The organism is Sulfuritalea sp. (genome assembly GCF_017302275.1).
GTDB lineage: Bacteria > Pseudomonadota > Gammaproteobacteria > Burkholderiales > Rhodocyclaceae > Sulfuritalea.
The window spans coordinates 23,912-43,184 of sequence record NZ_JAFLDR010000024.1 but is presented as its reverse complement, the minus strand read 5'-3'; the positions used below and the strand labels follow the sequence as shown (position 1 = coordinate 43,184).

Genomic DNA, 19,273 nt, shown 5'->3' with positions numbered 1-19,273 from the left:
CCATGGCGGCGCGACAGGCGATTTCAGCTTTGCGCAATGTGATTAGAATAGAGAAAACTTCAAGGAGGCTTGTCATGGAAAGGATCTGGCTCAAGAGTTACCAGGCTGGCGTGCCCGCCGAAATCGACCTCAACGAGTTCCGCTCCATTGGCGAGCTGTTCGAGAGGAGCGTCAGGCAGTATGGGCCGCGCAAGGCCTACATCAACATGGACAAGGCGATCACCTACGCCGACCTGGACAAGCTCTCGGCGGCCTTCGGCGCCTACCTGCAATCCGTGCTCAAGTTGCCCAGGGGCGCCCGCGTCGCGTTGATGATGCCCAACCTGCTGCAGTACCCGATCTGCCTTTACGGCGCGCTGCGTGCCGGCTACACGGTGGTCAACTGCAACCCGCTGTACACGGAGCGCGAACTCGAGCACCAGCTCAAAGACTCCGGCGCCGAGGCGATCGTCATCGTGGAGAACTTTGCCAAAGTGCTGGAGAACGTCGTCACGCGCACGCCGGTGAAGCACGTGATCGTCACCCAACTGGGCGACATGCTCGACTTCCCCAAGCGCATGATCGTCAATATCGTGGTCAAGCACGTCAAGAAAATGGTTCCGGCATGGCACATCGCCGATGCCATCGAACTGCGCGACGCGCTGATCGAAGGCGGCCGCTTTCCGCTCAAGCCGGTCGAGGTCGGGCACGAAGATATCGCCTTCCTGCAATACACCGGCGGCACCACGGGGGTGTCGAAAGGCGCGATGCTGACCCACCGCAACATCATCGCCAACCTGCAGCAGGCGCATGCGTGGATCAAGGACGCCGTGACCGACAGCGAGATCATCGTCACGGCACTGCCCCTGTACCACATCTTCGCACTGACGGCGAACTGCCTGACCTTCTTCAAGATCGGCGCCACCAACCTGCTTATCACCAATCCGCGCGACATCCCGGGCTTCGTCAAGGAAATCGGCAAGTATCCCTTCACCACCATCACCGGGGTCAATACGCTGTTCAACGCCATGATCAACAATCCGGATTTCGCCAGCATCGACCTCTCCAAGCTGCGCCTGACGCTGGGCGGTGGCATGGCCGTGCAGCGTGCGGTGGCCGAACGCTGGAAGCAGATCACCGGCGTCACGCTGATCGAGGCCTACGGACTGACCGAGACATCGCCGGCTGCCACCATGAACCCGCTCGACATGCCCGAGTACAACGGCTGTATCGGCCTGCCGATCTCATCCACCGAGGCGACGATCCGCGACGATGACGGCAAGGATCTGCCGATGGGCGAACCCGGCGAGTTGTGCATCCGCGGCCCGCAGGTGATGAAGGGCTACTGGAACCGTCCCGAGGAAACCACCAAGGTGATCATGGCCGACGGTTTCCTGCGCACTGGCGACGTGGCGGTGATGGATGACAGAGGCTACTTCAAGATCGTCGATCGCAAGAAGGACATGATCCTGGTCTCGGGCTTCAACGTCTATCCGAACGAGATCGAGGACGTGCTGGCCATGCATCCCGGTGTGCTGGAGTCCGCCGCGGTCGGCGTACCGGACGAGAAGACCGGCGAGGCAATCAAGATCTTCGTCGTCAAGAAGGATCCCGACCTGACGGAAGCATCGATCATCGAGCACTGCCGCGCCCACCTGACCGGCTACAAGATTCCGCGCCAGATAGCGTTTCGCACCGAACTGCCGAAGACCAACGTCGGCAAGATTCTGCGCCGCCAGTTGCGCGACGAGAAGGCCTGAGCCGGAAGGGCTCCATGCAATGAGTGAAATCCGGGTTTGCCGTCCGCACCACACCACGCTCAAGAAAGCGCGCAAGGGCGCGGAGCACATCGCCGAGGAACTCGGCGAGGAATTCGGCCTGGACCACGAGTGGGAGGGCGACACTCTGCGCTTCCAGCGCATGGGCGTGGCCGGCCACATCGAAGTCGGCAAGAAGGAGGTCGAGATCTACGTCAAGCTTGGCTTTCTGCTGACGGCCTTGGGGCCGCGCATCGAGCACGAGATCAACCGCTTCTGCGACGAGAACTTCGGCCCTGCCTGAGAGTTATGTCCCCGGCAAAGCCGGAGACGGTATCCCTTGCGGACGGCACCGGTGACACGGCGCCGCACGGCATCAATCCTTGAGCGATTTCACCAGGTCGATGTATTGCTGCATCGCGTCCTCGGCGTCGGTGCCCTTGACCGCTGCCCATGCGTCATACTTGGCGCGGCCGACCATGTCGGTAAAGCCGGGGCGCTTGCCTTCCACGTCGCCCTCGCTGCCCTGCTTGTAGAGCGCATAGAGCTGCAACAGCACGTCGTTGGAGGGCCGCTCGGGAAGCTTCTTGGAATCGGCCGCTGCCGCTTCGAACTTCTTCTTGAGATTGCTCATGTCGTCGTCACCGTCAAGGAATGGTCACCCGGATTGGGCTTCGACTATTATATGTTCCCGAGGAACGAAGGAACGGTATCCCGGCGATATGTAGCTGCATTTTGCAGGAAGGTATCGGCGCGATATGTCCGCCCATTTGAGGAAGAGCACGATGCCCCGACGCGAAAAAATGTCCGCCGTTGATACGGCCTGGCTGCGCATGGACCGGCCGACCAACCTGATGATGATCCTCGGCGTCATGGTCTTCGCGCGGCGCATGGACTTCGACCGCCTGCGCGACACCGTCGCCGCACGACTGGTGGCTCGCTACCGGCGCTTTCGCCAGTGCGCGGTGCAGGAAGTCGGCGGCGCCTTCTGGGAAGACGACCCCGATTTCGACATCGATGCCCACCTGCGCCGCCGCGCCCTGCCCAGGGGCTCGGGCAAGGCCGCGCTGCAGGCGCTGGCCGGCGAACTCGCGGTGCAACCGCTGAATGCGGGCAAGCCGCTGTGGCGCTTCGACCTGATCGAGGACTACGAAGGCGGCTCGGCGATGGTGGTGCGCATCCATCACAGCATCGCCGACGGCATCGCCCTGGTCGGCGTGGTGCTGTCGCTCACCGACCCGTCGCCCGAGGCGCCGCCGCAAATGGCACCGCAGGCATTGCGCGACGACGAAGGCGAGGTCGACGAACCCTCACGTGGCCTGCTCGAAACCCTGGCCGAATCCCTCGGCACGGCCTTCCATGCCGGCAGCGACCTTGGGGCAAAGGCGCTGAGCCTGGCGCAGGATACGGATCGCCTGCAGACCTACGGCCAGTATGGCATCGGCCTGTTGGCCGAGCTCGCCAAGCTGCTGGCCATGCCGCCCGATTCGCCGACCAGCCTCAAGGGCCACACCGGCACCGTGAAGCGCGTGGCCTGGGCCGAGCCGATGCCGCTCGCCGAAGTCAAGGCACTGGGCAAGGCGCTGGGCTGCTCGGTCAATGACGTGCTGCTCGCAGCCGTGGCCGGCGCGATCCGTGCCTATTTTCTGCAGAAGGGCGAAAGCGTAGCCGGCGTCGAAGTGCGCGCGATGGTGCCGGTCAACCTGCGCTCGGCGCGGGACGAGGGAACGCTGGGCAACCGCTTCGGCCTGGTCACGCTGTCGCTGCCGATCTGGGAGGGCAACCCCTTCGCGCGACTGTTCCTGGTGCGCGAACGCATGAACGAATTGAAGCACTCCTTCCAGCCGCCGCTGACACTGGGCGTGCTGGCCGCCGTCGGCCTGGCGCCGAAGCTGGTGCAACAGGCTTTCCTCGACATGCTGGCGGCCAAGGCCAGCGCGGTGATGACCAACGTGCCGGGACCGAAAGAGCCGCTCTATCTCGCCGGCAACCGCCTCGACCAGTGCATGTTCTGGGTGCCGCAGTCGGGTGACATCGGCGTCGGCGTCTCCATCCTCAGCTACAACGATGCGGTGCAGTTCAGCCTGATCAGCGACCGCCATTTCATCTCCGACCCGGACAGCATCACGCCGCTATTCGCCGCCGAGTTCGAAAAAATGCTCCTGGCGCTGCTGATGCTGGAATGGGACCAGCCGCTCGACCCGGTCCTGGCCGAGGAAAAGCTCTTCGGCCGGCGCATCACCGGGGTTTCCGCGACGCGCAAACCGGCGCGGCGCAAGGCGGCGCCGGAATCCGCAGCCACAGCCGCCGTATTGCCAGCGCCGACTCCTGAACCAGCGGCCGGCCGACGGATACCGAAGCGCTTCCGCAAATAAGCCCTACTCTTCTTCCAGCTCCGCCTTCGCCAGCTCGACGTCGAGCTTTTCCATGGCCTCGACCGGGGTCGCCGCGGCGGCCATTTCGTAGAAACCGACCGCGTCATCCATGCGCTTGTCGCCGAACAGCAGGACCAGCGCATTGGCATACTCGATCCGGGCGATCGCCGAATCCGGCAAGAGTTTCAATGCCGTGTCGAAATGCTTGATGGCGACTTCCCTGCTCGCGCCGTAGGTGAGCTTGCCGACCATGGCGCCCATCTTGTCCACCACCTCGGCATGGTAGGCACCCAGCGCGATATGCGCCTCGGCATGCTTCGGGTCGAGCCGTAGTGTTGCCTCCAGCGCCGACTTGATCCGGCCACCCAGGCCGTCGGTCAGGGCCTTGAGCACCGAGATGCCCTGGCTGTAACGGCCCAGCGCGTAGGCCTGGAAGTAATGCCCGTTGAGATTTTTCGGCTGTGCGCGCTGCAGTTCGTCGCTGCGCGAGGAAATGGCCTGAAACAGTTCCAGCTTGCGCCTGTCATCATCCTCCAGGTAGGTGGCGTAAATCATCGCGGCCTTGTTGGCGGCGGTGTAGCCATCGAGACCGGCGGCGAGGCCTGCCTCGAAGGCGGCCTGGAACTCGCCCTGATGATAGAGCCGCCAGGCCTCCTGCACGGCGGAATCGGCGGGGAAAGGCTCGCGATCGCCGCGATGCAGGCGTTCCCAGTTGTTTTTCAGCGCGGCTCCGGCGTAGACGAAGGACTTGTCGGCGTGCGGAAACTTCTTCCAGGCTGGACTTGCGGTTTTGGTCCTCATCGCTCTCTCAGTCGGTCAGGTAGGTCTTCGACACTTCCTCGAACAGCTTGCGCGACCGGCCCACCAGGTAGGGCGCCGCCAATGCCATGACCTGGAAGGCACCGCGCGACAGGCTGTTGCCGTCGATCTTCTTGCGCGGATCGCTGACGAACTCGAAGGATAGCCAGTAGGTCGCCACCACGGTCATGTTGACCGCCAGCGCCTGGATCTCCGCCGGCGTCGCCCGCATGTCGCCGGTGGCGACGAGCCCCTTGCAGATTGCCGACGCGGTGCTCACCTTGCGCGCCACGATGCGCTTGAAGTGGGTTTCCAGCAGACGGTTGCGCGACAACAGTTCGTTGATGTCGCGGTAGAGGAAACGGAATTTCCAGATTGACTCGAAAACCAGGTGCAGGAACAGCCAGATGTCCTCGACATTCGGCGCCCGCCGTGTCGGCGCGGCCAGGGTGTCCTCGATGTCGCGCTCGAAATCCGCGAACAGAGACTCAATGATCTCGTCCTTGTTGTGGAAATGGTAGTAGAGGTTGCCCGGGCTGATGCCCATCTCGTCGGAGATCAACTGCGTCGTGACGTTCGGCTCGCCGAAATCGTTGAACAGCGACAGCGAGGTTTCGAGGATGCGCTCGCGGGTGCGGCGCTTGGGCTTTCTTTCCATCAATCACCAATCTCAAGCAATGAACCGAGAATAGCAGAAAGCATGGGCAGGACCGTCAGCCAATCCGCTTCATGCCGCACGGGTTCTGGCCTGCATGCGCCGCACCGCCCGGGCGAGGTCGTCGAGCGTGTCGGAAAGGCGCAGCGCGGTAAGCCCCATGTTCCTGGCACGGTGCCGTTTCAGTTGCCCCATGCGCCGCGCCAGGGAACGGTGCGGATCGGCGAGGACATCGAGGTTGATGCTCACCCCATGGCGGGCCAGCCTGGGCGCCAGTTCCTCGTGGCGACGCAGCAGCTCCTCCCGCGTCTTGCGGTAGGCCTGTTCCGAGAGCCGCTTGCGGTCGGCATAGCTGAAGATGTTGGTGAAAAACATGTCGGCATCGTCGCGACCGGGCTCGAACAGGATGACGTCGGCGTCCTTGTACTCGATGTCGTACTTGGCCAGGCCGGTCTTCATGCGCGAATGGATGATGGCGCGGAAGGTCTGCGCCAGGACCACGGGCAGGCCGCCGTCGACCAGCTTGCGCTCCCGGCTATGCCGTTCGTGCGCGGCATGCCTGGCGTCGAAGGGAACCAGCGGATTGATGCAAAACACCAGGCGCGCCCCGGCCTTGAGGGCGACGGACGCATGCAGCGTCTTTTTCAGCGCGCCATCGACATACCAGCGACCGTCGATCTCGACCGGCGGGTACAGGCCCGGCAAGGCCGCACTGGCCTTGATCGCGGTGGCGATCGGCACATGCTCGAAGCCCTTGGCGCCGAAGGCGACCGAAGTTCCCGAATCGAGGTCCGTCGCGACCAGGTACAGCGGCTTCCTGACCCGGCGAAAATCGTTGCTCAGGCCGGGCAGGGAAAACAGCCGGCCCAGGAAATCGTCGATGCCGGAATTGTCGAACACCCCGGTCGGAATCGCCCGTGACAACCGCTGGAACGACGCCAGGAAATCCCGCTGCAAGGGGCTGCGGAAATAGTCGCCCAGGGATTCGAGCAGCAACGATGGAAACCGCGCGGCGCGGCGCGCATATTCCCCGGTGGCCGGCTTGAGCAGCATCTCCGGTTCGAAGGGAACCTCGGCCGAATCGCTGTCGATGAACATCCGGTACAGGTAGGCCGGGCTGAGTCCATTGGCCAGACCGGCGGCGATGAAGCTGCCGGCACTGACCCCGACATAGGCATCGAGTTCGTTGAAATCGAAGCCATCCAGCGCTTCGGACAGCGCCACCAGAACTCCGATTTCATAGACGGCGCCGAGCGGACCGCCGCCGGCCAAGGCAAGGGCCGCTTTCCGCCGACGGCCTTTCGGGCTCATTTCAGAGCACTCCGCCAGCAACCATCAGGCTCGCGTCAGGCAAATCGACGCTCAGGCAGCCGCCTTGGGTGCGGCCTTGGAGGCAGCTTTCGCCACGGCCTTGGGCGCGCGACGCACCGGCTTGGCTGCGCTCGCCGGCTTCGTGGCCTTGGCGGCACCACGATTCAGCTTTTCGACTTCGGCCTTGAGTTCCGCCACGCGCTTGGCCAGTTGCTCGACGTCGGCCTTGGTCGGCACGCCGAGGCTATTGAGCGAGCGAGCCACGCGGTTCTCGAAAACCTGCTCCAGCTTGTCCCAGGTGCCGGTGGCCTTGGCCGCCATTTCAGTCACCTTGTCCTCGGTCACCTTGCGGGTCTTCTTCTGGATCGCCTCGCCTTCGCGAATCAGCGCGTCATATACCCGGGTGCCTTCTTCCTGGGCCTTGGCGAAAGCGCCGAGGCCCGCCAGCCAAATCTGCTCCGCCGAATCGCGGATGGTGGCGGAAAGCTGGCTGTCGATGCCAACGGACTTGAGTTTCTTAACCACGAGCTTCTTGACCATAACAATCTCCAAAATTGACGTATCCCTGCTGCTTCGCCGCGCTAGTCCCCGGCGAACCCTAGTCTGTCACATGGAAAGTGTAGCGGCCAGGATTAGAGAAATCACACTAATGTCCTGGGGGAAACCCCCGCGCCATACCCCGTTGCGGCAGCGAGGCGCGGGGTGAAATCTATGAACTTGCCATCCTCTTCGCGGCCGGCTTCGGCGCGGAATTTTTGGTCGGCGCCGGGCTTGACGCGGCTTTCTTCGGCGCGGCCGCTCCCTTGGCTGGAGATTTTTTCACCGCTGCCTTCGTTGGCGCGGCCTTTTTCCCAACGACCTTTCGTGCCACGGACGTCGCCGGCACGGTCTTCTTCGCTGCCGCAGGTTTCGCCACGGCTTTCCTTGCCACCGCCTTTTTTGCCACCGGTGTTGCAGACGCCGTACCACCGGACCCCTTCCAGGTCGATCGCGCTTTCTTTGCAAGGGCCACGACCTTGGCAATGTCGTCGTCGCTGTACACGCCCTTGACGCCCGATATCGCCGCCAGCTTCATGCCGTGCTTGATGCCGAGCTTGTAGATTTCCTTGACCTTTTCCCACTCGGTGTCACGGCCGATGGTGAACACCTCGAAGCGACCCTCCAATGCCAGCACGATGGTTTCCGCCAGGCAGGCGTAAATCACGTTCTTCGGCAGGCCGATCGACTTCATGCCCTTGACCGGCGTCGGCAGTTCGATCTCGCCCGACTCGATCACCAGCACGTCCGGACGCTTGGCTACTTCCGAGGGAGGCAGGTCGAGCGGGCGCGCGACGTCGGTGATCACGCAGCCCGGCTTGACCTTGGTGATGTCGAGGATCTTCTTGCCGGCCCCCGAGGTCGAGGTGACGATCATGTCCATGTCGCCCAGCAGGCTGTCGTAATCGGTCGACGAGATGACCTTTGCATCTGGCGTGTCCTGCAGGATCGAATCGCGCAGCTCGTTGAGCTTCTTGATGTCGCGTCCGGCGATCACCACTTCGTCGAATGCCATGGCCAGCAGGCGGGCGCTGACCGAGCCGATGGAGCCCGTGGCGCCGATCACCATGGTCTTGGCGGGCACCCGCTTCGAATCCTTGCCCGGCTTGATCAGCCCCATGCGGCGCATGGCGTCGGCCGCCGCCCACAGCGCGCCGGATGCGGAGTAGCTGTTGCCGGTGGTGATGGGTATGCTCGCGCGTCGCGCCACGGTGATGCCGGCATCGCCGACCACCTTGGTGAAGGCGCCGAGGCCCATGATCTGGGCGCCCAGCCCCTCGGCGATCTTCGCCGCGTGGAGCAGGCGCCGATAGGTGAACTCGGGGCTGTGCGAGAGCATCTCCTTGGGCGTGCCGCCCACCGAGATCAGCCAGCCCTCGGCCTCGGCGCCGGTGGGAGAGACGATATTGCTCATCTTGCAATACACCATCGGCGGCATGTAGGCGGCGAGCGTTTCCACCTTGTCCATGATGAACTTGGGCGTGCCCTTGGGCAGCGGGAAGCCCTTCTTGATGTACTCCTGGCTCAGCGGATGGACGACGAAGGCGAAGCGGCGGATGTTGCGGAAATGCCCGGTGGGATGCAGCAGGCGGGGCTTGATGTCGAGCTCGTGGAGGATCTCCTCGAAATCGTGGTCGGTGAGCTCTGACTCCGCCTTGCCGGTCGCGGCGAGGATCATGGCAGTGATGGTGCTGATGCCCACCACCTGGTCGAAGAGCTTGGGCGTGACGTCCACCGCCAGATTGACTTTCTGTTTGGCGAAGAAGGCGAGAGCCTCGTCATCGACAGCCGAAGTGATCAGGGTCTTGCCTTCCAGGTTGCCGCCGGAAGCCACCGCCTGGATCTCGCGGAAGGTGCCGACGATGACATGCGACTTGGCCACGGCATTGGCCACGATCTTGTTCTTCAGGGTGCCGAGGACGGATTTCAGGAACTCCCCGGGGACGCCGTCGGGCAGGAGTTCCTTGCCCTTGGCGAAGAGCTCGAGCTGGTCCAGCGAACCCAGCAGCACCGGGGATGCCGCATGGAATACCGGATCGGCGAAACTCAAATTCTTGGTGTAATCGGACAGCGCGACCGCCATGTCGTAGTTGCGCATGCCGGAGAGGAATAGCACCAGGTTGTTGTTGAAGTAGTGACCCAGTTCCTTCTGCACGTAACGGACGGCACGCACCTGGAGCAGCCGGCGCAGGCTGGCGCCGGTCGTCACCGGCACGCGCGTGACGACCTGCATCAGGTGCTGCGATTTCTTGTTGATCACCGTGCGCAGGCCGACGTGGTAGTGGTCGGGCATGTCGCTCAGGGCAATGGCATCCGCATACGCCTGCTGGCGCCGCATCAACTCCCAGGCCTTGCTGCTGTCCTTGTCGGCGCCGAAGCGCCGCACCTGGAATTCCTGGCCTAGAAACTTCGTCTTGAACTCGAAATCCTTCTTGGAAGAACCCAGGGTAACGGTAACGACTTTTTTCATCACTTCATTCCTCGTCTGTTGGATTGGCCGCCATCATCAAGGCATGGCGATCCGGGGCATCAGGCCGGCTTCTTTGCGCGCGGAGCCGGTTTCCTTGTCGCCACGGCAGGCTTCCTTGCCGTTGCCGCTTTCCTTGGCGCCACCTCGAGTTCAGTCTGGGGCGGCAGCACCTGGCGGATCAGATCCTCGCACTGCGCCTGCGTCATGTAACGCGGCACCGGGTAACCGGTATGCGCCTCGCGGCAGGCGGCTTCCGCCAGTTGCGGAATGTCCGCCTTCTTCAACGCGGCGAGGAAGGTCGGTATGGCAAGGTCGCGATTGAGTTGCACCACGGCATCGAGGAACTTCTGCGCCAGGGCGTCTTCGCCTTCGCTTTCCTTGCCGAGTTTGGCGCGCACCGCGAGCAGGGCCAGTCGGTCGGTAACGGCCGGCAGCGAATACCTGAGCACCAGCGGCAGCATGATGGCGTTGGCCAGGCCATGCGGCGTGTGGTAACGGCCGCCGAACTGGTGGGCGATGGCATGCACGTAGCCGACGTTGGCCCGCGTGAAGGCCAGTCCGGCATAGGTGGCGGCCAGGGCCATCTTCTCCCGCGCGGCGAGGTTCTTGCCGTCGCTGTAGGCCACGCGCAGGTTGTCGAAAATGAGGCCGACCGCCGACAGGGCCATGTCATCCGTGTAGGGGTTGGCCCACTTGCCGATGAAGGACTCGATAGCATGCGTCAGGGCATCGATGCCGGTCGCCGCGGTGATATGCGGCGGCAGCCCGGTCATCAGGCAGGGATCGAGCGCCGCCATCTTCGGCACCAGGCGGGTATCGACGATCACCAGCTTGGCCTGCCGTTCCGGATCGGAAATTACGGCAGCCACGGTGACTTCCGAACCGGTGCCGGCGGTGGTGGGCACGGCATAGATCTTGACCGGCGTGCTCAGGCCCTTGAAATAACCCGCCAGATCCCGCAGCGACTTGCCGGGATTGGAGACCGCGGCGGCAATCGCCTTTGAGGCGTCCATCGAGGAGCCGCCGCCGAAGGCGACGATGGCATCGCAGTCGTGCGCGGTGTAGAAGTCGATACCTTCTTCGATCAGCGGAATCGGCGCGTCGGGCGTGATCGCATCGAATACCACGAACTCGGCGCCCCCCGCCGTCAGGGCCGAGGTCAACTCGTCGAGCAGGCCCAGCTTGGAGATGATGCTGTCGGTGACGATGAGGATCTTCTTGTGGCCGAAGCCGGCGATGGTCTGCCCCAGGCGGCCGCTGGCTCCCGGCCCGACCAGGATGGTCGGCTGCGGTATGGGCAGGAAGCGCACGGCCAGGCCGGCGCCCTTCATGGCGGCACCCAGTGCCGTGGTGCGAAGCGAATCGCTGATGAAATCCGAAATCAAGGAATCTCTCCTCCAAAACGTCCGCCCGCCGGGTTCTTTCCCGTGTTTGCGCCGGGCATTGCCCTTCCCGAAGCTGGAACTCTATCATCCAACATCAGACTGCGGCATCGCCGCGAATCATGTCGGCGGCTTTCTCCGCGATCATCAGGGTTGGCGCCGTCGTATTGCCGCCGATCAGGGTCGGCATGATCGAGGCATCCACCACGCGCAGGCCCTCGAGTCCATGCACCCGCAGGCGCGAATCAACCACCGCCATCGCATCGCTGCCCATCTTGCAGGTACCGACCGGGTGATAGATGGTGTCGGAGCGATTGCGAAGTTCCTCGCGGATCGCGTCGTCGGAATGTATCCCTTCGGTGTAGACCTCGCCGGTACGGATACCCGCCAGGATCGGCGCATCCATCAGTTTCCGCGTCAGCTTGAAGCCATCGACCATGGCTTCGAGGTCGTCGGCATGGCCGAGGAAGTTCGGATCGATGCGTGGCGCCGCCAGCGGGTCGGCGCTGTCGAGGCCGAGCGTGCCGACGCTCTTCGGCCGCAGCAGGCAGATGTGGCAGGAGTAGCCGTGTCCCAGATGCAGCTTGCGCGCATGGCTGTCGATCATGCCGACCACGAAATGCAGTTGGTACTCCGGCGCAGGCGAATCCGGGAAGCGGCGCAGGAAGCCGCCGCCTTCGGCGCCATTCGAAGTCATCATGCCGGTGCGTTCGCGCCGATAGCGGCCGATCTCCTTCATCATCTGCAGGCCACCGCCCAGGGAAATGCCGAGCAGGTCCAGCGACTTGGCGCGGTAGTTGAAGACATAGTCGGGATGGTCCTGGAGATTCTTGCCGACCCCGGGCAGGTCGCGGACCACCGGAATGCCGAATTGCCGCAGTTCGGCGCCGGCGCCGACGCCCGAAAGCATCAACAACTGGGGCGACTGGATCGCGCCGGCCGCCAGGATCACTTCACGTTTTGCATGGATGGCCCGCAGCTCGCCGCCCTGCTCGAACTCGATCCCGCTGGCCCGCCTGCCGGCGAAAAGCACGCGCCGGGCCCTCGTCCCGGTGAGCACCGTCAAGTTGGGGCGGCTGGCCCGATGCGGGGTCAGATAGGCGCGCGCCGCATTCCAGCGTTCGCCGTTCTTCTGCATCACCTGATAGATCCCTATCCCTTCCTGGTCGGCGCCGTTGAAGTCATCGACCAGCTTGAATCCGGTCTGGCGCGCGGCCTCGAGATAGATCCGCTGGAAGGGGTTCATCGAGCGCAGGTCGGCAACGTTCAGGGGCCCGCCCTGCCCGTGGTACTCGCCGTCGAATTTTTCGTTGTGTTCCGATTTCCTGAAATACGGCAGGACCTCGCGCCATGACCAGCCGTCATTGCCCAGCGCCCCCCAGTGGTCGTAATCCCAGGGATGGCCGCGCGTATAGACCATGGCATTGATCGAGGTCGAGCCGCCCATGGCCTTGCCACGCGGCATGTAGCCGCGGCGGCCGTTGAGGCCCGGTTGCGGCACGGTTTCGAAGGCCCAGTTGTTGATCGGTGTCGGCAGCATCAGCGCCGTGCAGAAGGGCACCTTGATCAGCAGTTGGTCATCGCCTTTGCCTGCTTCCAGAAGGCAGACGCTGACTGCGGGGTCCTCCGAAAGTCGTCCCGCCACGGCGCAACCGCCGGCACCGCCGCCTACTACGATGTAATCGAATTCCTTCATGCGTTTTCCGATCCTCCAAGTAATCAAGCAGCAGCCCGGCGCGCTAGTTTTGCCCGGCCCGGGGAGCGGGGCCCTCCAGCGACTGCAACAGCATGCGGCGCAAGCTTGCCGAGAACGCCATGCCCAGGTGGCTAACGCCGCCGATGGCGATGTTGGTCGCCCCTGGCAGCGTCGAACAAGTTTGCTGCGGAAACACGTAGTTGTCGTGGCAGCTGTAGATGGACACGGACGCCGCCGGCAGCGGTGCCGCCAAGCCGCGCAGCCACGGGCTGCCCACGCGCATCTGGCGGGCATTGGGCCCCAGACCCAGGCGCGCCAGCTCGGTACCCTGATGCGGCGAGCCGAGGGTGATCAAGCGCGCCACTTTCCCCGCGCCATGGCGTCGCAGGTAGGCGCGCGACGCCAGGCCGCCCATGCTGTGGCCGACCAGGATTAACTGGCTCGCCCCCGTGATGGCCAGCACGTCGTCCACGCGCCGGGCGATTCCGTCCGCATAGGCATCGATGTCCGAGAACACCGGCTCCAGGCTGTGCGTCGCCACGGTCCAGCCGGCGCCTTCGAGCCGCGGCCGCAGCCAGAACCAGAAACCCCGATTGCACTGGTAGCCGTGGATCAGCAATACCGGCAGGCGCCCGGGTGCCGGTTTCGGCAGGCGATCCGGACCCAGCCAGAACGCCTCGAAGGGTTGTATCACGGCAAACAGCAGGATCATTGCCGCGTATTCCTCGAGCACCATGCGCAAGCCCCCGACGATGCCGATGCGCAGTTCCGGCGGCACCTCGCCGCTTCCTTGCAGCATCAGGACAAAGGTCAGGCCGACGATGAGCAGGCGTACCGCGAGGAAACCCGCCAGGGCGAGGCCGGCCGCCTGCGCCAGCGTCCAGCCTGCGCGCGACGTCAGCCAATAGCCGAGCACGCCGTAGATGAAGAGTTCGCCGTACAAGAGCCAGCGGAATTGCCGTGCCGCCATCGCCGACTTTCAGCGAATCAAAAACTTCGTCAGGCGCTCGAACAGCGCGCCATAGGGCGGATTGAACAGCGACATGCCGTTGAGCCCCGACTGGTAGAACACGGACTTCTGCTTGCTGAAGGTCTTGAAGCCTTCGCTGCCATGGTAGTGGCCCATGCCGCTGGGACCCACGCCACCGAAGGGCAACTCCTCCTGCGCGATGTGAAGGATGGTGTCGTTGATGGTAACGCCACCGGCCACGGTCCCGCTCAGCACCCGGTCACGCTGTTCGCTGTCGTTGCCGAAGTAATACAGGGCCAGCGGGCGCGGATGCTGGTTCACGTGGAATATCGCAGCATCGAGGTCATGGTAGGGCAGTACCGGCAGTAGCGGCCCGAAGATCTCGTCCTGCATCACGCGCATGCCGTCATCCACCTGGAGCAAGGCCAGCGGTGGCAGGCGGCGGCGCGCAGCATCGGCCTGCGCCGTCGACAGCGGTTCGACGGTCGCGCCGCGTTGCTGCGCGTCCGCGACATAGCCCTGCAAACGCTGGTAGTGGCGCTCATTGACGATCGCGGTGTAGTCGGGCGAGTTCGCCATGTCCGGCCAGCACTTCGCCACGGCGGCGCGCGCCGCTTCGATGAAGGCCTGCTCGCGGCCGGCGGGCACCAGCACGTAGTCGGGCGCGATGCAGGTCTGGCCGGCATTGAGCAGCTTGCCGACCATGATGCGCTCGGCCGCCTTGGCCAACGGGTAGTCGGCGCCGACAATGGCCGGCGACTTGCCGCCGAGTTCCAGGGTAACCGGCGTCAGGTTATCCGCCGCCATGCGCATGATGTCGTGGCCGACCTTGGTCGAGCCGGTGAACAGCAGGTGGTCGAAGGGCAGGCGCGCGAAATCGGCGCCCACCGCGGCATCGCCCAGCACCACGGCGACATCCTCGGCGGCGAAGTGCTTCGCCACCAGTTCGGCCAGAAGTTCGCCGGTGTGCGGCGTGAACTCGGACATCTTGACCATCGCACGGTTGCCGGCCGCCAGCGCCGCCGCCATGGGCGAAATGGCGAGGAACAGCGGATAGTTCCAGGGCACGATGATGCCGACCACGCCCAGCGGCTGGCTGATGATGCGCGCGCGGCCCGGGCGGAACCAGATCGAGGCGGGCTTCTTCTGCGGCTTCATCCAGGCGCCGAAATGCGAGCGCGTGTGGCGCAGGGCTTCAAGGCTGGGAAAGACTTCCAACAGGCGCGTTTCATGCGCGGAACGGTGGCCGAAATCGGCCGCGATCGCCTCGACGAAGCGCTCCCCGTTGTCATGCACCAGCGCCAACAGCGCGTTGAGCCGCGTCAGGCGACGATCGCGGTCGGCCGACGGATTGCGCCGGGTAGCGGCATGCATCGCGGCGAAGGTACTCTTGAAGGCGGGCGGGTCGGCCACCGGCGCATTCGCGCCCGGATTGGCGGGTTCCATGGCGTTCATTGCGGGGCTCCTCCTGCATTGGACAGCGTAGCGGTTCAGTTTATGCGTCACGGCTTTGCCGGATTAGGCAGGGTACTCTAACGAGGCCGCGCCGCGGCGGCGGATAATTTGCCGAAATGGATGACAATCTGGACAAGGATGCGATAGGCCGTGAACTGGCGGCGTGCATAGCGGTGGCGCGCGAATTGCGCGCTTCGCGTGCCACCGATCCTGCCGCAGCGGATTACCCGGTACTCAAGGAATGGCAGTCGGCACGCTTGGCTCGCACCTATGCGGATCTGCTTGCCAGCGAGCGCTACCGGCCGGCAGCGGAGTTTTTCCTCAGCGACCTCTACGGACCCAAGGACTTTCGCAGCCGCGATGAGGAACTCGCGCGGGTGGTGCCGGTGATGGTGCGCGTGCTGCCGGCGCGGGCGCTGCTGACCCTGCTGCAAGCGGTGCAGATGGACATGCTCTCGGAATCGCTCGACACCGACATGGTGCTGGCCCTGCGCAAGGCGCAGCGGCAGGGCAAGATAGACTGGGACGCCTACGCTGCGGCCTACCGGACCTGCGATCGACGCCAGGATCGGGAACGGCAGATCGCACTGGTGGACACGATAGGCAAGACCCTCGATCGCCTGACGCGCATGCCGCTCATCCGCGTTTCGCTGCGACTGATGTATGGTCCGGCCCACCTCGCCGGCCTCGGCGGATTGCACTCCTTCCTGCAGCGCGGATTCGACGCCTTCAGCTTCATGAACGGCGCCGACGAGTTCCTCGCCATCGTCACCGAAAGAGAAACCGCACTGATGCGGGAGTGGCTGGCCAGGCCGGGTGGAGACAACAAGGCCTCGCGCGAGGGCGCGCTCCGAATTCAGAATCGGTCGACGGAGTGACTGGTTCTATACTTCGCCCGATCCCCGATCCACCGGGGAAGGATCGTCCATTCATCTTCGCAGGGGTTTGCCTACCATGTCTATAAAGAACCTGTTGGTTCATCTCGATTCCGGCGAGCGCGCCGCCGTCCGTCTTGAACTGGCGGCCAGCCTGGCACGGCAGCACGGCGCCCGACTGATCGGCGTCTTCGGCCAGCGCGCCGCGGCGCAGCGCGTCGGCGTCGTCGCCACCTGGCCCAGCCCCGAGTACGTTGTGGCCCGCGATGCCAGCCAGGCAGCCTTCGCCAAGGCCAGCGCCGGCCTGGCACGGGCCGAATGGATCGACGTCAACCGCGGCAGCGATGCCGAGGTGCTGCGCCAGGTCACCAACCTGGCCCGTCATGCCGATCTGGTCGTCCTCGGCCAGCGCGAGCATGGCGGCAACACGCTGCTGCCCGAGGACTTCGTCGTGGAGGTGATCGTCGACTGCGGGCGCCCGGTGCTGGTGGTTCCCTATGCCGGCGACTTCAAGGATGTCGGCAAGCGGCCAATGATTGCCTGGAACGACGCCCGCGAGGCCGCGCATGCACTAAACGACGCGCTGCCGCTGCTGGCCGGCTGCGAGGATGCCTGGGTGCTCAGCTTCGCCAGCCGCCACGAGGACGGCGACGCCTCCTGCGCCCATGTCGTGCGCCACCTCGCGGACCACGGCATCACGGCGAAGCCCGAGGTATTGGTGGTCGAAGACTTCGGCATCATGGACCTGCTGCTCAACCGCGTCAGCGACCGCAGCGCCGACCTGCTGGTGATGGGCGCCCACGGCCAGATCGGCTTCCCCTTCGTCAGTCGCGGCGCCGGCACGCGCTACATCCTGCAACACATGACCGTGCCGGTGCTGATGTCGAGCTGATTCAGGCCGCGGCGGCGGCCCGCCGGTCACCGTCCGGGTTCAGGTCAGTGTCGACTGCAATCCGAGGGGACCCTCGTGCGGTGCCACCAGTTCATGGGCTATCCCGGCCAGGGCACACAAGCCCGGTTCGGCGCGCAGTTCCGAACGGCTCCAGATGTACAGGTCCCGCTGCGTCGGACCCGCGGGGATGGCGAGCTCGATGAAGGGATAGGTCTGCGCCATCAGGCGCAAGGGCATCCGCGGCAGGACGGCGAGATGCCGGCCCCGCATCAGCACCTGCAGGAGGATCACTGCGTCACCCACCGTGGCGAACTGCGTCCGTGTCCGGCGTATGCCGCTTCTCCGAAGCAACTCGAGTTCGGAGTTCTGGAACGGCGAGGTGGTGCCAACGTTCATCCATTCGGAATCGCTGAGCTCCTCGGCCGAGGGATTGCGCACTTGTGCCAGGGGATGCCCCGGGCCGCAGAAGACCGAGATAACGTCCTCGCACAGGCGCTGGCGGTCTATCCCCGGCGGCACCTGGGCGAACACCGCCGGCGCGATGATCACGTCAAGGTCGCCATCGATCAATTGCTCCATCAGAGCCGACGGGCGCGACGTGGTGACGCTGAGCGCCAGATTGGGGTGATCGCGCAGCACGCGCTCGCTCAGACCGGGCACCAGTGCCATGCCGATCAAGGGCCCGGCACCCAGCCGCAACTGCGTATGAATGCCAAGCCGATGGCGGGCGACCGCCTCGTTGGCGGCTTGCATCTGGCGGGCCAGCGAGCGGCCGATGCGGGCCAGGCCTTCGCCCAGTGGCGTACTGCGCACGCCGAAGCGGCTGCGGCTGAACAACTGGGCGCCAGCCTGCATTTCCAGGGTGGTCATGTTGCGTGTCAGCGTCGGCTGGGTCAGCAGCAACTGCTGTGCCGCCGCTGTGATGGAACCCTTGTCGAGAATGACGGCCAGTTGCATCAGGTGTCGCGGATCCATACGTTTTCTTTTGTTTGGGACGACAAATCGGAATTTTACTCTATAACAATTGCAACCTAAACTGCTTTCAAGGCAGCGGTCGTCACGGCCACCGCGCGACACAAAAGACCCATAACAGAGGAGACCAAACCATGAATACAGCTCATCTTAGGCGCACCCTGGCAATTGCGACGCTCGGTCTGGCGGCCAGTGCGCCCGGTTGGGCCGCCAAAGTATCCATGGAGTCGGCCACTGCGGGCGCCGTCACGGGCCTATTGCCACAGTCGATGGCGCCGATCTGGTCCAAGGCCGGCGTGGACGTGGAATTGGCGCTGGGCCAGACGCTGACCAAATCGCTGCTGAAGTTGGGCCAGGGCGGGTTGGACACCTCCGTGATCCCGCCCTCGGCCTACGCCGACCTGCTCGCCGGCAGGGGGCCCTATGCCCAGATGGGCGACAAGGGCAAACCAATCGCCGAGAAGACCCGTGCCCTGTTCGGCTTCACCGCCAGCAGCTACCATGTCATCGTTACAGTTGACAGCGGCATTTCCGACTGGTCAAAGATCAAGGGCAAGCGGGTCTATATCGGGCCGCCGGCGGGTGCGGCGAACGCCCAGATCACAGCGCTGGTCAAGCGTGGTTCCGGCTACGAGGCGGGCAAGGATTTCGAGGGCATCAAGGCCCCCTGGGGCGTGTCAACGCAAAGCTTCCAGGATGGCCAGTTCGACGTGCATGTATTGACCGGCGGTACGGGCAGCGCCGTCGTCACCGAACTGTCCCTGGCGAGGAAAATCCGCCTGTTGCCGCTGCCGGCGGATGCCATGCCGCCGGCCGACCTGGGCATGGTCATGGGCGTGATCCCGAAGGGCACCTACAAGGGCGTCAACGATGACGCCGACGTACCGGTGTGGAAGACCGTTATGATGTTCATGGCCAAGAAGGACCTCAGCGATGATGTCGCCTACAAGCTGACGAAGTCCTACATCGAAAGCCGCAACGAACTGGCCAAAGGCAATGCCCTGCTACGCGACCTGCCCGGCGACGACCCCTTCATCGGCGTCACGGCGCCCCTGCACCCCGGCGCCGCCCGCTACTACAAGGAAGCCGGCATCAGGATACCCGCCGAATTGATGCCCAGGTAAGCCCTTCCACCCTGTTGCCCGGTGC

Annotated in this window: 17 protein-coding genes; 6 read left to right on the top strand and 11 right to left on the bottom strand. The window is 64.3% G+C overall.

The window, feature by feature from the left end; translation table 11 throughout:
- Positions 1-74 precede the first annotated feature (74 nt).
- Positions 75-1,739 carry a long-chain-fatty-acid--CoA ligase gene (locus J0M27_RS13695; protein WP_294992635.1) on the top strand — a complete coding sequence of 555 codons (1,665 nt, stop codon included), beginning with the start codon at positions 75-77 and terminating at the stop codon, positions 1,737-1,739.
- A 19-nt stretch (positions 1,740-1,758) separates the two neighbouring features.
- Positions 1,759-2,040 carry a polyhydroxyalkanoic acid system family protein gene (locus J0M27_RS13690; RefSeq protein ID WP_294992633.1) on the top strand — a complete coding sequence of 94 codons (282 nt, stop codon included), beginning with the start codon at positions 1,759-1,761 and terminating at the stop codon, positions 2,038-2,040.
- A gap of 72 nt (positions 2,041-2,112) precedes the next feature.
- Here the strand turns inward: J0M27_RS13690 and J0M27_RS13685 are convergent, their stop codons facing one another.
- A complete protein-coding gene (locus J0M27_RS13685; protein ID WP_294992630.1) occupies positions 2,113-2,370 on the bottom strand; it encodes an acyl-CoA-binding protein in 258 nt (85 codons plus the stop codon).
- Positions 2,371-2,539: 169 nt separating this feature from the next.
- Between J0M27_RS13685 and J0M27_RS13680 the strand changes: the two genes are divergently transcribed.
- The gene (locus J0M27_RS13680; RefSeq protein ID WP_294992627.1) at positions 2,540-4,111 is read left to right on the top strand and encodes a wax ester/triacylglycerol synthase family O-acyltransferase; all 1,572 of its coding nucleotides are present in this window, start codon (positions 2,540-2,542) and stop codon (positions 4,109-4,111) included.
- A 3-nt stretch (positions 4,112-4,114) separates the two neighbouring features.
- Here the strand turns inward: J0M27_RS13680 and J0M27_RS13675 are convergent, their stop codons facing one another.
- The 9 genes from J0M27_RS13675 to J0M27_RS13635 all read right to left on the bottom strand — a co-directional run bounded on the left by J0M27_RS13675 (position 4,115) and on the right by J0M27_RS13635 (position 15,385).
- Positions 4,115-4,912 (bottom strand): hypothetical protein, encoded by a 798-nt coding sequence (locus tag J0M27_RS13675; RefSeq protein ID WP_294992625.1) that lies wholly within the window; start codon positions 4,910-4,912, stop codon positions 4,115-4,117.
- A 7-nt stretch (positions 4,913-4,919) separates the two neighbouring features.
- Complete coding sequence (locus J0M27_RS13670) at positions 4,920-5,567, bottom strand: TetR/AcrR family transcriptional regulator (RefSeq protein WP_294992622.1); 648 nt, start codon at positions 5,565-5,567, stop codon at positions 4,920-4,922.
- Positions 5,568-5,636: 69 nt separating this feature from the next.
- The gene (locus tag J0M27_RS13665; RefSeq protein WP_294992619.1) at positions 5,637-6,875 is read right to left on the bottom strand and encodes a patatin-like phospholipase family protein; all 1,239 of its coding nucleotides are present in this window, start codon (positions 6,873-6,875) and stop codon (positions 5,637-5,639) included.
- A 51-nt stretch (positions 6,876-6,926) separates the two neighbouring features.
- Positions 6,927-7,415, bottom strand: a complete 489-nt coding sequence (locus J0M27_RS13660; protein ID WP_294992616.1) for a phasin family protein — start codon at positions 7,413-7,415, stop codon at positions 6,927-6,929.
- A 169-nt stretch (positions 7,416-7,584) separates the two neighbouring features.
- A complete protein-coding gene (locus J0M27_RS13655; protein WP_294992613.1) occupies positions 7,585-9,882 on the bottom strand; it encodes a hypothetical protein in 2,298 nt (765 codons plus the stop codon).
- Between the two features lie 59 nt (positions 9,883-9,941).
- On the bottom strand, positions 9,942-11,267 hold the full coding sequence (locus J0M27_RS13650) for an iron-containing alcohol dehydrogenase (protein ID WP_294992610.1): 1,326 nt from the start codon (positions 11,265-11,267) through the stop codon (positions 9,942-9,944).
- Positions 11,268-11,361: 94 nt separating this feature from the next.
- Positions 11,362-12,960 carry a GMC family oxidoreductase N-terminal domain-containing protein gene (locus J0M27_RS13645; protein WP_294992608.1) on the bottom strand — a complete coding sequence of 533 codons (1,599 nt, stop codon included), beginning with the start codon at positions 12,958-12,960 and terminating at the stop codon, positions 11,362-11,364.
- A 43-nt stretch (positions 12,961-13,003) separates the two neighbouring features.
- A complete protein-coding gene (locus tag J0M27_RS13640) occupies positions 13,004-13,930 on the bottom strand; it encodes an alpha/beta fold hydrolase (RefSeq protein ID WP_294992605.1) in 927 nt (308 codons plus the stop codon).
- Positions 13,931-13,939: 9 nt separating this feature from the next.
- The gene (locus tag J0M27_RS13635; protein ID WP_294992603.1) at positions 13,940-15,385 is read right to left on the bottom strand and encodes a coniferyl aldehyde dehydrogenase; all 1,446 of its coding nucleotides are present in this window, start codon (positions 15,383-15,385) and stop codon (positions 13,940-13,942) included.
- A 116-nt stretch (positions 15,386-15,501) separates the two neighbouring features.
- On the opposite strand from J0M27_RS13635, the gene J0M27_RS13630 reads away from it, so the two are divergent.
- Both J0M27_RS13630 and J0M27_RS13625 read left to right on the top strand, forming a co-directional pair.
- The gene (locus J0M27_RS13630) at positions 15,502-16,263 is read left to right on the top strand and encodes a hypothetical protein (RefSeq protein ID WP_294992600.1); all 762 of its coding nucleotides are present in this window, start codon (positions 15,502-15,504) and stop codon (positions 16,261-16,263) included.
- 76 nt (positions 16,264-16,339) lie between these two features.
- On the top strand, positions 16,340-17,152 hold the full coding sequence (locus J0M27_RS13625) for a universal stress protein (protein WP_294992597.1): 813 nt from the start codon (positions 16,340-16,342) through the stop codon (positions 17,150-17,152).
- A gap of 39 nt (positions 17,153-17,191) precedes the next feature.
- Here J0M27_RS13625 and J0M27_RS13620 read toward each other — a convergent pair whose 3' ends face one another.
- The gene (locus tag J0M27_RS13620) at positions 17,192-18,127 is read right to left on the bottom strand and encodes a LysR family transcriptional regulator (protein WP_294992595.1); all 936 of its coding nucleotides are present in this window, start codon (positions 18,125-18,127) and stop codon (positions 17,192-17,194) included.
- 131 nt (positions 18,128-18,258) lie between these two features.
- Here J0M27_RS13620 and J0M27_RS13615 point away from each other — a divergent pair, with 131 nt between their 5' ends.
- Positions 18,259-19,248, top strand: a complete 990-nt coding sequence (locus tag J0M27_RS13615; protein WP_294992592.1) for a TAXI family TRAP transporter solute-binding subunit — start codon at positions 18,259-18,261, stop codon at positions 19,246-19,248.
- Positions 19,249-19,273: the final 25 nt, after the last annotated feature.

What these genes read in the sequence shown, in the direction of transcription:
- J0M27_RS13615 (WP_294992592.1), top strand. Translation starts at nt 18,259, where the DNA reads ATGAATACAGCTCATCTTAGGCGCACCCTGGCAATTGCGACGCTCGGT.
- J0M27_RS13625 (WP_294992597.1), top strand. Translation starts at nt 16,340, where the DNA reads ATGTCTATAAAGAACCTGTTGGTTCATCTCGATTCCGGCGAGCGCGCC.
- J0M27_RS13665 (WP_294992619.1), bottom strand. Translation starts at nt 6,875, where the DNA reads ATGAGCCCGAAAGGCCGTCGGCGGAAAGCGGCCCTTGCCTTGGCCGGC.
- J0M27_RS13640 (WP_294992605.1), bottom strand. Translation starts at nt 13,930, where the DNA reads ATGGCGGCACGGCAATTCCGCTGGCTCTTGTACGGCGAACTCTTCATC.
- J0M27_RS13655 (WP_294992613.1), bottom strand. Translation starts at nt 9,882, where the DNA reads ATGAAAAAAGTCGTTACCGTTACCCTGGGTTCTTCCAAGAAGGATTTC.
- J0M27_RS13685 (WP_294992630.1), bottom strand. Translation starts at nt 2,370, where the DNA reads ATGAGCAATCTCAAGAAGAAGTTCGAAGCGGCAGCGGCCGATTCCAAG.
- J0M27_RS13680 (WP_294992627.1), top strand. Translation starts at nt 2,540, where the DNA reads ATGTCCGCCGTTGATACGGCCTGGCTGCGCATGGACCGGCCGACCAAC.
- J0M27_RS13660 (WP_294992616.1), bottom strand. Translation starts at nt 7,415, where the DNA reads ATGGTCAAGAAGCTCGTGGTTAAGAAACTCAAGTCCGTTGGCATCGAC.
- J0M27_RS13635 (WP_294992603.1), bottom strand. Translation starts at nt 15,385, where the DNA reads ATGAACGCCATGGAACCCGCCAATCCGGGCGCGAATGCGCCGGTGGCC.
- J0M27_RS13695 (WP_294992635.1), top strand. Translation starts at nt 75, where the DNA reads ATGGAAAGGATCTGGCTCAAGAGTTACCAGGCTGGCGTGCCCGCCGAA.
- J0M27_RS13670 (WP_294992622.1), bottom strand. Translation starts at nt 5,567, where the DNA reads ATGGAAAGAAAGCCCAAGCGCCGCACCCGCGAGCGCATCCTCGAAACC.
- J0M27_RS13645 (WP_294992608.1), bottom strand. Translation starts at nt 12,960, where the DNA reads ATGAAGGAATTCGATTACATCGTAGTAGGCGGCGGTGCCGGCGGTTGC.
- J0M27_RS13690 (WP_294992633.1), top strand. Translation starts at nt 1,759, where the DNA reads ATGAGTGAAATCCGGGTTTGCCGTCCGCACCACACCACGCTCAAGAAA.
- J0M27_RS13675 (WP_294992625.1), bottom strand. Translation starts at nt 4,912, where the DNA reads ATGAGGACCAAAACCGCAAGTCCAGCCTGGAAGAAGTTTCCGCACGCC.
- J0M27_RS13630 (WP_294992600.1), top strand. Translation starts at nt 15,502, where the DNA reads ATGGATGACAATCTGGACAAGGATGCGATAGGCCGTGAACTGGCGGCG.
- J0M27_RS13620 (WP_294992595.1), bottom strand. Translation starts at nt 18,127, where the DNA reads ATGGATCCGCGACACCTGATGCAACTGGCCGTCATTCTCGACAAGGGT.